This window comes from Sulfitobacter albidus, from assembly GCF_018200035.1.
In the GTDB taxonomy this organism is placed as follows: Bacteria; Pseudomonadota; Alphaproteobacteria; order Rhodobacterales; family Rhodobacteraceae; genus Sulfitobacter; species Sulfitobacter albidus.
The window spans coordinates 1,355,629-1,369,911 of the sequence record NZ_CP073581.1; the positions used below are offsets into that span (position 1 = coordinate 1,355,629).

Here is a 14,283-nt window from a genome sequence, read left to right on the forward strand (position 1 = left end):
AATATTGTAATGGATACAATTTGGCAGCCGGCGCTCGACCCTGAGGTCAAGCCAAAGTACCGCGGCGTCGTTCAGGCGATCCGCGAGGGCATCGGGAAAGGGGCGCTGAAACCCGGCGACAAACTGCCACCGGTGCGCGATCTGGGCTGGCGTCTGGGCATGACGCCGGGCACGGTCGCGCGCGCCTACACGGTGCTGACGGACGAGGGGGTGTTGAACGCAGAGGTCGGGCGCGGCACGTTTGTTGCGGGCCCAGCGCGGCGCGAACGGCCGCTCAACCTCATCGAGGAGGATGCTGTCGTGCATCTGACGGGGGGGATACGGATACGGTCAACCTGTTCTCGCCGCATCTGCCCAATGGCGGGCAGGCGCGGTTGATCCGCACACTGCTGGCGGACGTGGCACAGGATCCGCCATCGGGGGTCATGCACTACCCCTCGCGCGCCGGGGCCCGTGCCGCGCGCGAGGCGATGTTGCACTGGCTGCGCGGCACGCCGCTGGGGGCCGTGGATCAAAACGAGGTCGTGCTGTCGCACGGTGGCCAGAACGGGATCATGCTGGTGTATCAGACGGTCCTGCGCGGGCGGCGCCCCGTTATCCTGGTCGAGGAGCTGTCGTATCCCGGTTTCCGCCGCGCGGCGGAAGCGTTGCGCGCCGATGTGGTGCCGGTGGCGATGGACGCGGACGGGCTTGATCCCGACGCGCTGCGCGGGGCCATCGCGCGCCACCCGGAGGCGCAGGTGATCTGCACCTCGCCAGAGGTCCACAGCCCGACCTGCGGCTTTACCCCGCTCGCCCGGCGGCAGCAGATTGCCGCCATCGCACGCCAGCACGATCTGAGCATTCTCGAGGATGATTGTTACCGTATGGGCCGGGCGGAGGCGCCGGGATACCGCCAACTCGCGCCCGAGCGCAGTTTCTACGTCACCTCCCTGTCGAAATCGATCACGCCCGCGCTGCGGCTGGGCTGCGTCATCGGCCCCAAGGCGCAGGCCAGCGCGCTGCACCGTGCGGCGGAGCACGGGTATTTCGGCCTTGCCACCCCGATCACCGATCTTGCGGCCAAGCTGCTGGTGCACCCCGATCTCGACGCGATCATGGCGCGCAGCCGCGCGGGCGTGGAGCAATACGTGAAGGCGGCGGTCAACATCCTTGGAGGACACGACCTGCGCTGGCGCCCTGATGTGCCGTTCATGTGGCTGCACCTGCCCGCAGGCTGGCGCGCCAGCGCGTTTTGTCGCGCGGCGGAGGCGCAGGGCGTGCGGGTGCGCGCAGCGGAGGAATTCGCGATTCGCGACGCGCAGGTGCCCCATGCCGTGCGCATGGCCGTCAATGCGGGCGTCAGCCTGCGCAGTTTCGAGGCCGCGATGGAGCGGTTGCGCAATCTGCTCGACAATCCGTCGGAAGAAATCGGCGTCTAAAAGACCGCTGCCGATCCCCAGGCCAGTCCAGTCGCGATTGCCGCCGCCGACAGCAGCGCGGAATAGAGCGCAAGTTTGATGTAGGAAAACGGCCGCTCGCCAAAGGTGCGCCCGTCGATGCCGGATACAACCACCTTCATCGCGCGGCCCTTGTAGGTGTAGTGCAGGATCCAGACCGGCAGTAGAATGCGCCGGTAGTGGATGCCGGTGGTGTCGGTGTTGTAGGTGATGGCATGCACGCCGCGTTTGTTGATGCGCGCGCGGATCCGGTTCTTGATCAGGATCTTCTTGTCGGGCGCGTTGGCGATCAACCCTTGCGCCACACTTTGGTGGTGCCGCTCTGCGGCAAATCCCGCGAGGTAGCCGGGCGCGTAGCTGCGCAGATCCGACGGGCGGAAATCATGCAGGATCCCGTCGCGGATGAGCGGCGTCACATGGGGCGAGGCGGGCATCAAGAGATCGTCAAACCGGATGCCCATCTGCCCCGACGTGCGGTGCGTGCGGCGATTGTCGCCAGATCCGGTGGTGTATTTGGCCCAGTAACTGACGGCCTCGTCGCTATCAAAGGTCCAGAACGGCGCGTAGAGCCCCGCCACACGCGCCTGCGCCACGGTAGCCGCGAGATCGCGCGGGGCCGCCACGCGATTGCCCGCCCATGTCTGCGCCTGCTGCTGGGCCTCTGCCTCTTCTATACGAAAGGGGATCAGCGCCATCGTCTCGTATCCCACATCGACGAGCGCGCGCACGACCGGGCCGTCGCAATAGGGGCAGCGCTCTGACAGGGCGGCACCGGCAAAGATCACCTCGCCGCCGCAGCTGCGGCACTGGTAGGCATCGGTCTGGTGCGGGGCGGGCACGTCGTCGCTGGCGCCATCGTGGGGGTGCTCTGCGGCGGGGTTGGCGCCGGGCGGCTCAGTGATGTCGTGCACCGTGCCGCAGCTGGTGCAGCGCAGCCCGCCCGCGCCGGGGCTGTAGCCGCATTGCCCCGCGCAACTGGGGCATTTGAGCGGATCGGCGGCGCTCAATCCGACTCCCCCAGCGCAGCGGCAATTTCCAACAGGATCTGCAGGCGCAGCCATGACCGCTCAACCGCCCCGTCGAGATCGCCGGTCACGGCCCAGTCGCCGATGATGGTGGCAAAAAACCACGTGCCCATGAGCCAGAACGCAATGATCGCCCAACCCGCGATGCCGCGGATGCGGCTAGCGGAGCCCACGCGCAGCTCGTGACGCGCCTCGCGCACGCGGATCGCCTTGACCACGGGGATCATTCCGATAGCCGTCGACAGGGTAAATAGCACAAGCGTGGCAAGCGTGGGAGCGGCGAGGGTTTCCATCCCGACAGCATAAACCGCGATCCGGGCCGGGTAAAAGAGGGAATGGTGATGGGGTAAATAAATACCTTATTTGCAAGCACCTGTTTTGCATATGTATTTCGCAACTTGTGCCGCTTGACCCGACCTGCGCCATCTATATAACGCCTCCATCACATCGGGGGATTTCCCCGTCCAAACGAATACGGGAATACCGTCCATGAAAACCTTTTCTGCAACACCGGCAGACATCGACAAGAAATGGATCATCATTGACGCCGAAGGCGTCGTGCTGGGCCGCCTTGCGTCGATCGTTGCCACACGTCTGCGGGGCAAGCACAAGCCCTCCTTCACCCCTCACATGGATTGCGGCGACAACGTCATCGTGATCAACGCCGAAAAAGTGCAAATGACCGGCAAGAAGCGTGAAGAAAACTTCTACTGGCACACCGGCCACCCCGGCGGCATCAAGCAGCGCACCAAAGCCGACATTCTTGAGGGCAAGCACCCCGAGCGCGTCGTCACCCAAGCGGTCAAGCGCATGCTGCCCGGCAACCGCCTGAGCCGCCAGATCATGACCAACCTGCGTGTCTACGCCGGTGGCGATCACCCCCACGAGGCGCAAAGCCCCGAAGTTCTGGACGTGAAGTCCATGAACAAGAAAAACACGCGGAGTGCATGAGCATGGCTGACGAAATCAAATCCCTCGACGATCTCAAGGACGTCGTGACAGAAAACGTCGGTGGCGTGCAGGGCTCGTCCGCCGACGAGACACTGATCGCCCGTGAGCCCCAGCGCGACGAGCTGGGCCGTTCCTATGCCACCGGCAAGCGGAAGGATGCGGTCGCCCGCGTCTGGATCAAGCCCGGTTCGGGCAAGGTCGTCGTGAACGGCAAGCCGCAGAACGAATATTTTGCCCGCCCCGTGCTGCAGATGATCCTGGCACAGCCCTTCACCATCACGGGCACGGAAGGTCAGTTCGACGTCTACGCCACGGTCAAGGGCGGCGGTCTGTCCGGTCAGGCCGGCGCGGTCAAGCACGGTGTCTCCAAGGCGCTGCAGCTGTACGATCCCGCGATGCGCGGCGCGCTGAAAGCGGCAGGCTTCCTGACCCGCGACAGCCGTGTCGTCGAGCGTAAGAAATACGGTAAAGCCAAAGCGCGTAAGAGCTTCCAGTTCTCCAAGCGTTAAGCGTTATTACCCGAGTTCGGAAAAGGCCGCTCCCGCAGGGGGGCGGCTTTTTTCATGGGCGCACTGGAAAGCGCGCGCCGTCGGGATTAGCTTAATCCAATGAAATACTCCGTACTCGATCTTTGCCCGGTGCCCGAGGGCGCCAACGCCGCGCAGGCGATGCGCAATTCCGTCGATCTGGCGCAGCACGCCGAATCCTTGGGCTATCATCGCTACTGGATGGCCGAGCATCACAATATGCCGGGCATCGCCTCGGCGGCGACCTCGGTGCTGTTGGGCCATGTCGCGGGGCAGACGCGCCACATCCGCGTCGGCGCGGGCGGCATCATGTTGCCCAACCACGCGCCGCTGACGATTGCGGAGCAGTTCGGCACGCTCGCCACACTCTACCCCGACCGGATCGACCTTGGACTGGGCCGCGCGCCCGGCGGCGACGGGCACGTCTGGCAGGCGCTGCGCCGCAGTCGCGCGGGGCAGGACAGTTTTCCTCAGGATGTCATGGAGTTGCAGGGCTATCTGGGCGATGAAACTGGGGCCGTTCAGGCCCATCCTGGGCAGGGGACGCATGTGCCTTTGTGGATCCTCGGATCCTCGCTCTACGGCGCGCAGCTGGCCGCGCATCTGGGGTTGCCCTACGCCTTTGCCTCACATTTTGCGCCCGACGCGCTGGAGGATGCCGCGTATCTCTACCGCCGTGATTTCAAACCGTCCGAGCAGTTGGCGCAGCCGCATTTCATGTTGGCAATCAACGTCTTTGCCGCCGACACCGATGCCGAAGGGGCATATTTGCGGACCTCGATGCAGCAGGCGTTCGCGCGGCTGCGCAGTGGTACGCCCGGCAAGCTGCCGCGCCCCGTCGCGGATATCGACGCGGCGATTGGGGCGGGCATGCGCGCGGCCGTCGATGGCGCCCTGCGGATCTCAGCCACGGGATCACCGCAAACGGTGCGCGATCAGATCGCGGCGCTGGTGCATCAACACCGGCCCGATGAGGTGATCCTCACCGGCCAGATCCACGACCACGCCGCGCGCAAACGCTCGTTCGAGATTGCCGCGCAAGCGTTGCACGCGCTGCCCGCCGCCGCCTAATCGTCCGGCGGGATCAGACCCAGCCCGCGCAGGTAGATCCCGATACCCGATTCCAGCAGATCCTCGGGCGGGAACGGCGAGGCGCGCCCCGGCGAGTTGCGCGCGAACAGCTCGACCACCCCGTGGCTCATCGCCCAGATATGCGCCGAAAACATCGCGGCGGGGGGACGTTTTTCGGCAGGGATGTGCTGGCTCAGATCGCCGGCGGCTTTTTCCAGCACCCCGTTGGCGCGGCCCGCGGCGACGGCCAGTTCAGGCGTGCGGTTGATTGACAGACCGCTTTCGAACATCGCGATGTAGTGGCCGGGGTATTTGCGCGCGAAGGCCAGATAGGCGCGGCCCGTCGCCTCGAACGCCGCCAGCGCGGAGGGTTGGCCAGTTTGATAGGCATGCTCCATCAACTCGCCAAACATCTCGTAGCCTTGCAGCGCCGCCTCGGCGATCAGATCATCGCGCCCGTCGTAGTGACGGTAGACGGCCGCCGGGGTGACGCCGGCCTCTTTCGCGGCCTGACTGAGCGTGAACCCCGTCGGGCCCTTCTGCTCGATCAGCGCGAGGGCGGCATCGACCAACGCCTGACGCAGATTGCCGTGATGATAGCCGCGTTTAGGCATTCCAGATGTCGGGGCCCGCGCAGATGCTGCGATCGATCTCGCCGATGGCGTCCGCATCCTTGCGGTCGTAGTCAAAGCTGTGCAGCACGGTGCGGATTGCGTTGAGCCGCGCGCGGCGCTTGTCGTCAGAGCGCACAACCGTCCAGGGCGCATGGGCCGTGTGCGACCGCGCGAGCGTGTCCTGAATGGCCGCCGAGTATTCGTTCCACAGGTGCAGCCCCTTCACGTCGATCCCGCTGAGCTTCCATTGTTTGAGCGGATCGCTCTCGCGTTTGAGCATTCGGGAAAGTTGTTCGGCCCGTCCCACGTTGAGCCAGAATTTGAAAAGGTGGATGCCGTCCTCGACAAGCATCTGCTCGAACGGTTGGACTTGGGCAAAGAACCGTGCGTTCTGGTCGGGGGTGCAAAAGCCGAATACCGGCTCGACCACACCGCGATTGTACCAGCTGCGATCAAAGAAAACCACTTCACCCGCGGCGGGCAAGTGGCTGATGTAGCGTTGGAAATACCATTGCGTGCGCTCGGTGTCCGAGGGTTTGGAGAGCGCCACCACCCGTGCCGCGCGCGGGTTGAGGTTCATCCGGAACCGCCCGATGGTGCCTCCCTTTCCGGCGGCATCGCGCCCCTCGAACACCATGGCGACGCGGGTGCCCGTCTCGCGCGTCCAGGCCTGCCATTTGACCAGCTCGATCTGCAGCGCGTCCATGGCGGCGTCGTATTTCTTGCGGCTGAGGCGTTTTTCATGCGGGTAGCTGTCCGACAGCATCACGCCCTTTTCGGCGGAGGCGACGGCGGTGCGCACGTCCTCGGGGGCGTCATTTTCAAAGAACGCGCTGATCGCGCCGTCAAAGGGCAGGGACATTGTCACACCTATTCAAACCACTGGCGGGGACTATGCGATGTTAATCGGATTAACGCAAACCCGCACGGGCCGCGACACGGTCGATCGCAGCGACCGATTCCTCGGGGGCTACGTGGTGCGGCATGTGGCCGATCCCCTCAAGCACGGTGAGATTGGCGCCCGGCACCTGTTTCGACAGCGGCTCCGAGTGCACGGTCAGCGGCACGATGGTGTCGGCATCGCCGTGCACGATCTCGAACGGCATGGTCAGATCGGGGTAGCGTTTGACCATCTTCACGATATGCGGGTAGAGGCCGTTGACCTGCTGCGCATTGGCGCGCAAGCTTTCGCGGCGCAGCACCAGCGCGGCACCGACGTGGGTGGCATACCCCTCGGGTGCGGGCTGCGGGGCAAATATGCTCTCGATCGAGCTGTCGACATAGCTTTGCGGTACAAAGGCGGAGGCCAGCGGCACCACGATCCCGCCCCCCAGCCGGAGCCGACCACGGTATAGTTCCAGCCCAGATCGCCCGGCCAAGGGTTCGACACGGCGGCGAGCATCACAACGCCGGCCGTCTCATCGGGACGCGCGAGCGCCCAGGCCATGGCGACGGCGCCGCCAAACGAATGGCCCACCACGATGGGGTTTTCGACACCAATGATGTCGGTGGCGCGCTGCAACAGCTGCGCCTGCTCGGCCGGGCTTTCGGCGCGGGCGTTCCACGCGCCTTGCTTGCCGGGGAGCCGACCCGTCCAGCCCAGGCCGGGCCGGTCGATCATCACCACGCGGTAGCTTTGTGACAGGCGGTCGACAAAATCAAAGGTCCAGTCGCGCACGTTGCCCGAGGCGCCGTGGATCAGCACCAGATCGGGCCCGTCCCCTTGGGTCAGCACGTGCACCGGCACGCCGTCCACGTCGATGATCCGCCCCTGCGGCGGATACTCCCGCGCGGCCTGCGCCTCGCGCGCGCTGGCACGCCAGTGCACGACAGCGATCAGCAGAGCGATCAGGGCAAGCAGAACCAACAAACTAGTGACCGATTTTCTGGATATCATAGGGCGTCGACTGATAGATTTCCTGGATCCAGTTGCCGTACAGCAGATGCGCGTGGCTGCGCCAGCGGTTCACGGGCGGAAGGGCCGGATCGTCGTTTGTGTAATAGTTCACGGGCACGTTGATCGGCGTGCCCGCAGCGATGTCGCGGTCGTATTCCTGTTTTAGCGTGTCGCGATCGTATTCAAAGTGGTTGAAGATATAAAGCGCGCGGTGCGCGGGATCTTCGATCAGCGCGGGGCCGACCTCGTCACTGCCCAGAAGGGTCGTGAGGCCCGCCCGCGCGTCCACTTCGGCCTGACGGATCTCGGTCCAGCGGGAGACGGGGATCACGCAATCATCGGAAAACCCGTTGAGATACGGTGAGGCGGGCACAAGGTTACGGTGGCGGAAACAGCCGAATGCCTTGGCGTCCAGCATGTGTTTGGCGATGCCGTGAAAATGATTGATCATCGCCATGCCGCCCCAGCACACGCCGAGGGTGGATTGCACGTTGGTCTGCGTCCAGTCCATCACGCGCTTGAGCTCGGCGTAATAATCCACCGCGTCAAAATCGAGATGCTCAATCGGCGCGCCGGTGATGATGAGCCCGTCGAATTTCTCGTCCCAGACCTCTGAGACAGGGCGATAAAAGCTCTCCATATGCGCGGCGGCTGTGTTGCGGGTCTGGTGGTCGGACATGCGCAGCAACGTGAAGTCGATCTGCAGCGGCGTCGCCCCGATCAGCCGGGCGAACTGGTTTTCCGTCTGGATCTTCTTGGGCATCAGGTTCAGCAGCGCGATGCGCAGCGGGCGGATGTCCTGACGCGCGGCCTCGTCTGGGTCCATGACGCGCACACCCTCACGGGTGAGCACATCGTAGGCGGGAAGGTCTGAGGGGATCTTGATTGGCATGGGTCCGGTCCTTTGGGACGGCTTAGATAGGGAGGCGCTCCGGCAGTCTCAAGTCACGCTTGCGTGTCGAGCTTGGCGGCGATGAGCGCCTCGAACGCGGCGCTGTCGGTGACGGCGTGCACCTCTTCGGCCGTGACGGTGACACCAAAGCGCGCCATCGCCGCATAGCGGGGCTGACGGTGGGCGAGCGCCTGCGCGTAGGTCCAGCGAATGAAGGTATCTGGATCAACCTCGCCCTCTTGCACGTTGTTTTCGCTTAGGTATTGCGACCAGACCCGTTCAAGGAAGGCAGGCTGGTAGGCCATCGGCTTGGGCGCGCGGTCAAAGCGGCGGATCAGCTCTTGCGCGTGGGCCTCGCTGCCCTTGATCCAGATCGGCAGGCAATGCGCGGCGAGCTTGGTCATCAGCGGATCATCGCGGTCGTCTGGGTTGATCCATTCGCAGATCGACCCACCGGTGTCGCAGATGAAATGCGGGTAGCCGTAGAGGTCGTGCGCGCGGTCGATGAACTGGGGCGTATCCGTCAGGGCCGCAATCTCAGCCTCGCGAAACTGCGTTTGTCGGCGGCGGTATTCGTCGATTGGCAGGCCGCCGCACCCCGGTTTGCCCAGATAGGCAGACACCGCGGTCAGATCGTGGTCGTGCACAATGGGATCGAGATACATCGCGTCCGCGCGCAGCATCTGCGCCAGAAACGGCTCGCGCATGGCGTGGGCGATCAGGTTGTCCTTGATGTGGCGGTGCATGCCGGCGGTGCCGATGCGGTAATCGATCGAATAGTGGAACCAATCGCCGCCCTGTACCAACAGCTTCGAGATATGGGTCTTGCCCAGACCCGACATGCCAAAGAACAGCACGGATTTGCGCGGTGCGGCGCGCCAGCTGGCGGCATCTGGATAAAGCATCGGGGGGCCTTTCTGCGTTGCTTCCCTGACTAGCGCCGCACGCGCAGCCGGTCAATCAGCCGCCCGTCGATCACCACCAGCCCCAGTGCGAGCAGGGCAAAGCCGCCGTAGGCGTTGGGCGAAAGTGTCTCGTCCAGCACCAGCGCGCCAAGGGTGATGGCCACGGGCGGGATCAGCAGGGTGACCAACATCAGGTTACCGCTGCCCGCCAGCGCCAGCACACGGTAATAGATCATATAGGCCAGCGCGGTGGCGATCAGGGAATAATACCCGATGGCAAGCATCGTGCGCGGCGCAAGATCCAGCCGGATCGGGCCGTCGAGGCTCCACGCCAATGGGATCATGATGAGGGTCGAGGTGCTGAGCATGCCCGCCGCGGCGACCAAGGGAGGCAGACCGCCCAGTCGTTTGCGCGCCCAGACCCCGGCAAAGGCATAGCTGATCGTCCCCCCGATCACCGCGAGCTGCGCCAGTGAAGTGATGTCGAAATTGCGCAGGTTCTCCAGCCCGATGGCTACCGCCACTCCGGCAAAGCCGAGCGTGACGCCGAACGCCTTGCGCGCGCTCAGCCTTTCGTCGCTCAGCAGCAGGGCGGCGATCAGCACGCCAAAGATCGCCGTGGCGGCGTTGAAGATCGATGTGAGGCCCGACGGGATGTGCAGCTGTCCCCAGGCCATCAGCGAAAAGGGAATGACGTTGTTGAGGATGCCCATGCCAAGGAAGCCGATCCAGATGGCGCGCCCGCGCGGCAGGGGCAGGCGGCGCACAATCACGACGATCCACAATAGCACCGTGGCCCATCCGACCCGATGCGCCACCGAGGTGAGCGGTGGCACCTCGTCAAGGGCGATGCGGATCGACAGGAATGACGCGCCCCAGATGGCGCCGAGCGCTAGCAGCAGAAGCCAGGCCTTCGAGGATATGCTGCGTTCGGTGATCATGCCACCGCTCTAGCAGCGTGCAGCCTCCGGGGCGACCCGGAAGCTGCGGGATGAGTTTAAAAGCTGTAGGCGATCTTGAACCCGGCGGAGACGGCGGAGTTGCTGTCAAAATCCGCGCGCGCTGCGCCCGATGTGGCCGGGCGCGCATCCCCGAAGGAGGTGTAGCGCACGCCACCGCTGAGCGTCACATCCTGGGTCAGCTTGTAGCTGCCCCCGATCGAAACATTGCGCGAGCCGTTGACCGGCGCCAGCGGAGAGGTCAGATCGTCGCTGTCCGTGGCGCTGTACCCGATCGAGATCGAGCCCGCGAAGCGATCGGTGAACTGCCGCCCGATGCCGATCTCGAGGTCAACACTGTCCTCGATGTCAGTCAAGCTGTCGCCGCTGCTGCCGGGATTGACGGCGCTGTCAAAGAACGCGGGCGAGACGCGTGTATCGGCGTAGCGTGCGTAGCGGACCGATCCAAAGACGAGCGTGCCCTCGGCAATACCGCTCTGAAAGCTGAGGTTGAGGCTTTCGGGGGCGGTGATTTCGGTCACGCTCGCAGGTGCGACGGGCACGCCGCCGATGGTTTCGGTGGTACGTAGGTCGTGGGTGATTTCGGAGTTGTAGGTCAGCGCCACACGCAGTGCGATATCGGGGATTTCATAGGCCGCACCAACCAGATAGCCGACGGCCCCGTCAGAGGCAAAGCTGCCGCGATAGCCGTTCAGACCGCCAAAGCCCAACCCGCCAAGGGTCACGTCAGCCTCGATCTCCTGGTAGCGGATACCGCCGTGCACGCTGAAACGGTCGTCGAATTTATAGCGCCCGATCGCGGTGATCGCAAAGCTGTCGACCGTCGCCGACGTGCCGCCAAGCGCCGAGGCAGCTGGATTGCCGCCGTAGGCGATGTCGGTCCCGTAGGGTTCATCGACCACAACCGCCACGGCGATCTGATCGGTGATGTTGTAGCGCAGCGCGCCGCTGCCCAGATTGAACCCGTCGCCGACGTTGTTGATGCGCGCGGCGGTGCCGGTCGATCCGTTCTCGGTCCCGTCGATCGAGGGGCGCGTGGTGCCAAAGCTCAGCTCGAGCCTGTTGTCGGTCTCGAAGATGATGTCGATGTCCTGACCCGACCGGTCAAGCCCGCCGGCCTGCGCGCCCAGCGTGGACATGATGATGACGCCGGTCGCGGCGGTAATAATTTTCATGCGAATCCTCCCAAATTCGGCAGGCGGGCCCGTGCGCGGGCGGCCTGCCGCGCGATAAGGGCGCGACGCGAGGCGCAAATCAATGCTGACCAGACGGCAACTCACGTCAACGTGTCAGGCCGTGCGTTTGCGTGTCTCGTTCCAGATGTTGGCATAGTTGGCGGCAAAGATGACGCCCGCACCGACAAAGACCCAGATATCCAGCGGCTCGCTGTAGAGGATCATTGCCACGATGGCGATCACCGGCAGGCGCGCGAAATCCAGCGGCACGACGACCGTGGCCGGCGCGATGGCCAGCGCATTGGTCAGGCAGAAATGCGCAAGCAACCCGGCGAACCCCACAAGGATCAGGAACGGCAACGCCTCAAGCGTCGGCAGGGCGATTTCACCGTCGTAGCCGGACATTATCAGGCCAAACACCAGCTGGATCGTGGTAAGGAAAAACAGGATCGACGCGATGGTATTGTCGCGCGTGAGCCGTTTGGTAAGCATATTTGTCAGCGCAAAGAAGAGTGCAGCGGCGGCGGCCACGGCAAGGCCGATCTCGAATGTCTCGACGCTCGGGCGCGCGACGATGAGGATACCGATAAAGCCCAGGACGGCGGCAAAGCCGCGCATTCGCGTCATCCGCTCACCCAGGATCAGCGGCGCCAGCACGGCGACCCAGAGGGGCGAGGTGAACTCAAGCGCGAATACCTGCGCCAGCGGGATCACGGCGACGGCGTAGAACCACAGGTTTTGCCCGGTGAAATGAAAGACGTTGCGCACGAAATGCTGGCGGAACTGGTCAAAGCGGATCTCGGCCCAGCGGTGTTGCGCCGCGATGATCGAGACGACGACAATCGCGCCCACGACACTGCGGTAGAACATGATCTCAAACGTGTCGTAGTCGCCCGCCAGCTCACGCCCCGCCACGGCCATGAAGGAAAACGCGGCAATCGCGCCCAGCATCCATATCGCGGCTTTCAGCAGGACGTTCATGGCATCCCGGTGATCGTATAGTCCCGCGCGATGCCTGCGGTCTCGCGTGCCCAGTCGGAGGCGGCGGCGCGGCTCTGATGTGCCTCAAAGGCTGCTGGGCTGTCGAATTGCTCGGCCACAGTCCAGACCATCGGATCGTCGGTTGCGGTGACCTCAAAGCTGATGCAGCCCGGCTCGGCCCGCGTCAGGCGGATGTGCTCAGACAGGGCCGCGCGCACCCGCGCGGCCTCTTCCCCGGTCGTGCAGGTAAGCGTGCCGTTCAGGGTGACTATTCCCATTCGATGGTGCCCGGAGGTTTTGAAGTGATGTCATAGGTGACGCGGTTGATGCCCGGCACTTCGTTGATGATGCGCGTCGCCGTCTCGCCCAGAAATTCGTGGCTGAACGGGTAGTAGTCGGCGGTCATGCCGTCCACGCTTGTGACCGCCCGCAGCGCGCAGGCGAAATCATAGGTGCGCCCGTCGCCCATGACGCCCACGGTGCGCACCGGCAGGATCGCGCAGAACGCCTGCCAGATTTCGTCATAAAGCCCGTGTTTGCGGATCTGGTCGATGTAGACCGCGTCGGCCTCGCGCAGGATATCAAGCTTTTCGCGGGTGATCTCACCGGGGCAGCGGATGGCAAGCCCCGGACCGGGGAAGGGGTGGCGCCCGATAAACGACGCGGGCAGGCCCAGCTCGCGCCCCAGCGCGCGGACCTCGTCCTTGAACAGCTCGCGCAGCGGTTCGACCAGTTTCAGACCCATCTTTTCGGGCAGGCCACCGACGTTGTGGTGGCTCTTGATCGTCACCGAAGGGCCACCCGAAAAGCTGACCGATTCGATGACATCTGGGTAAAGCGTACCCTGGGCGAGGAATTCGGCCCCCTCGATGTCCTTGGCGTATTTCTGGAACACGTCGATGAAGAGCCGCCCGATGATCTTGCGCTTGGTCTCGGGGTCGGATTGGCCCTCAAGTTCGCCCAGAAACAGATCAACCTCGTCGGCGTGGATCACATGCAGGTTCATGTGGTCGCGGAACATGGTCACGACCTCGTCGGCTTCGTTCTTGCGCAGCAGGCCGTGGTCGACGAACACACAGGTCAGCTGATCTCCGATAGCCTCGTGGATGAGGGCCGCGGTGACCGAGCTGTCGACGCCGCCGGACAGGCCGCAGATCACACGTTTGTCGCCGACCTCTTCGCGGATGCGGCCCACGGCCTCTTCGCGGTAGGCGCCCATGGTCCAATCGCCGTCGAAACCCGCGAGACGCACAAAGTTTTCGTAAAACTTTGCCCCGTTCGGCGTGTGGTGCACTTCGGGGTGGAATTGCACGGCGTAGAAGCGGCGCGCGGTGTCGGCGGTGATGGCGAAAGGCGCGTGGGGCGAGGTGCCGTAGACCTCAAAACCGGGGGCGATGGCGCTGACGTGATCGCCGTGGCTCATCCAGACCTGCTCGCGCTCGGTCAGGAACCATCCCTCCAGCAGTTCGGTCTGCTTGTCCGTGGGGGTGACGTAGGCGCGGCCGAATTCCTTGGTACCGACGCCGGTTTCCACCTTGCCGCCCAGCATGTGCATCATCACCTGCTGGCCATAGCAGATGCCCAGCACAGGCACGCCCAGATCGAATACCGCCTGCGGCGGGCGGGGCGATCCGTCGTCGATGACCGAGGCAGGGCCGCCCGACAGGATCACCGCCTTGGGCGCGAAATCCGCCAGAAAGGCTTCGGTTACGGTCTGGAAGGGGTGGATTTCGCAGTAGACATTCAGCTCACGCAGGCGGCGCGCGATCAGCTGCGTCACCTGGCTGCCGAAATCAATGATGAGGAGGCGGTCATGGGAGGTCTGTGTCATGGCCCCTGAGTATGCC

General features: G+C 64.3%; 18 protein-coding genes. 5 read left to right on the top strand and 13 right to left on the bottom strand.

The features are described 5' to 3' along the window. Positions 1 to 9 precede the first annotated feature (9 nt). Positions 10 to 378 (top strand): GntR family transcriptional regulator, encoded by a 369-nt coding sequence (locus tag KDD17_RS18770; RefSeq protein WP_254796910.1) that lies wholly within the window; start codon positions 10 to 12, stop codon positions 376 to 378. Continuing rightward, the gene (locus KDD17_RS06400; RefSeq protein ID WP_254796911.1) at positions 375 to 1,421 is read left to right on the top strand and encodes an aminotransferase class I/II-fold pyridoxal phosphate-dependent enzyme; all 1,047 of its coding nucleotides are present in this window, start codon (positions 375 to 377) and stop codon (positions 1,419 to 1,421) included. Before KDD17_RS18770 ends, KDD17_RS06400 begins: the two co-directional genes overlap by 4 nt. On the opposite strand, the gene KDD17_RS06405 is transcribed toward KDD17_RS06400, so the two are convergent. After that, complete coding sequence (locus KDD17_RS06405) at positions 1,418 to 2,446, bottom strand: TFIIB-type zinc ribbon-containing protein (protein ID WP_212705787.1); 1,029 nt, start codon at positions 2,444 to 2,446, stop codon at positions 1,418 to 1,420. The two genes, KDD17_RS06400 and KDD17_RS06405, sit on opposite strands and share 4 nt — an antisense overlap. Then, positions 2,443 to 2,757, bottom strand: coding sequence for a hypothetical protein (locus KDD17_RS06410; protein ID WP_212705788.1), 315 nt, complete (start codon positions 2,755 to 2,757; stop codon positions 2,443 to 2,445). Before KDD17_RS06410 ends, KDD17_RS06405 begins: the two co-directional genes overlap by 4 nt. A 196-nt stretch (positions 2,758 to 2,953) precedes the next feature. Between KDD17_RS06410 and rplM the strand changes: the two genes are divergently transcribed. The 3 genes from rplM (at position 2,954) to KDD17_RS06425 (ending at position 5,013) form a co-directional block, all read left to right on the top strand. Further along, positions 2,954 to 3,415 (top strand): 50S ribosomal protein L13, encoded by a 462-nt coding sequence (gene rplM / locus KDD17_RS06415; protein WP_212705789.1) that lies wholly within the window; start codon positions 2,954 to 2,956, stop codon positions 3,413 to 3,415. Positions 3,416 to 3,417: 2 nt separating this feature from the next. Next, complete coding sequence (gene rpsI, locus KDD17_RS06420) at positions 3,418 to 3,924, top strand: 30S ribosomal protein S9 (RefSeq protein ID WP_212705790.1); 507 nt, start codon at positions 3,418 to 3,420, stop codon at positions 3,922 to 3,924. A gap of 99 nt (positions 3,925 to 4,023) precedes the next feature. Further along, complete coding sequence (locus KDD17_RS06425; protein ID WP_212705791.1) at positions 4,024 to 5,013, top strand: LLM class flavin-dependent oxidoreductase; 990 nt, start codon at positions 4,024 to 4,026, stop codon at positions 5,011 to 5,013. Here KDD17_RS06425 and KDD17_RS06430 read toward each other — a convergent pair. The 11 genes from KDD17_RS06430 to guaA all read right to left on the bottom strand — a co-directional run bounded on the left by KDD17_RS06430 (position 5,010) and on the right by guaA (position 14,267). After that, positions 5,010 to 5,627, bottom strand: a complete 618-nt coding sequence (locus tag KDD17_RS06430; protein WP_212705792.1) for a TetR/AcrR family transcriptional regulator — start codon at positions 5,625 to 5,627, stop codon at positions 5,010 to 5,012. The genes KDD17_RS06425 and KDD17_RS06430 overlap by 4 nt on opposite strands. After that, entirely contained in the window at positions 5,620 to 6,489 is an 870-nt protein-coding gene (gene ppk2 / locus KDD17_RS06435) for a polyphosphate kinase 2 (RefSeq protein ID WP_212705793.1), read from the bottom strand. Before ppk2 ends, KDD17_RS06430 begins: the two co-directional genes overlap by 8 nt. Positions 6,490 to 6,538: 49 nt before the next feature. Next, the gene (locus KDD17_RS18775) at positions 6,539 to 6,766 is read right to left on the bottom strand and encodes an alpha/beta fold hydrolase (RefSeq protein ID WP_254796912.1); all 228 of its coding nucleotides are present in this window, start codon (positions 6,764 to 6,766) and stop codon (positions 6,539 to 6,541) included. Beyond that, on the bottom strand, positions 6,763 to 7,497 hold the full coding sequence (locus KDD17_RS06440) for an alpha/beta fold hydrolase (protein ID WP_254796913.1): 735 nt from the start codon (positions 7,495 to 7,497) through the stop codon (positions 6,763 to 6,765). The genes KDD17_RS18775 and KDD17_RS06440 overlap by 4 nt, the downstream gene beginning before the upstream one ends. 1 nt (position 7,498) lies before the next feature. Continuing rightward, complete coding sequence (locus KDD17_RS06445; protein WP_212705794.1) at positions 7,499 to 8,416, bottom strand: homoserine O-succinyltransferase; 918 nt, start codon at positions 8,414 to 8,416, stop codon at positions 7,499 to 7,501. A 53-nt stretch (positions 8,417 to 8,469) separates the two neighbouring features. Then, positions 8,470 to 9,321: an ATPase gene (locus tag KDD17_RS06450; RefSeq protein WP_212705795.1), complete on the bottom strand. Its 852-nt coding sequence runs from the start codon at positions 9,319 to 9,321 to the stop codon at positions 8,470 to 8,472. Between the two features lie 29 nt (positions 9,322 to 9,350). Then, complete coding sequence (locus KDD17_RS06455; protein ID WP_212705796.1) at positions 9,351 to 10,262, bottom strand: DMT family transporter; 912 nt, start codon at positions 10,260 to 10,262, stop codon at positions 9,351 to 9,353. Positions 10,263 to 10,318: 56 nt separating this feature from the next. Beyond that, positions 10,319 to 11,455 (bottom strand): OmpP1/FadL family transporter, encoded by a 1,137-nt coding sequence (locus KDD17_RS06460; protein WP_212705797.1) that lies wholly within the window; start codon positions 11,453 to 11,455, stop codon positions 10,319 to 10,321. Positions 11,456 to 11,569: 114 nt separating this feature from the next. Continuing rightward, on the bottom strand, positions 11,570 to 12,436 hold the full coding sequence (locus KDD17_RS06465; protein WP_212705798.1) for a DMT family transporter: 867 nt from the start codon (positions 12,434 to 12,436) through the stop codon (positions 11,570 to 11,572). Further along, a complete protein-coding gene (locus tag KDD17_RS06470) occupies positions 12,433 to 12,714 on the bottom strand; it encodes a putative quinol monooxygenase (protein WP_212705799.1) in 282 nt (93 codons plus the stop codon). Before KDD17_RS06470 ends, KDD17_RS06465 begins: the two co-directional genes overlap by 4 nt. Then, positions 12,705 to 14,267: a glutamine-hydrolyzing GMP synthase gene (gene guaA, locus KDD17_RS06475; protein ID WP_212705800.1), complete on the bottom strand. Its 1,563-nt coding sequence runs from the start codon at positions 14,265 to 14,267 to the stop codon at positions 12,705 to 12,707. The genes KDD17_RS06470 and guaA overlap by 10 nt, the downstream gene beginning before the upstream one ends. Between the last annotated feature and the right edge of the window lie 16 nt (positions 14,268 to 14,283).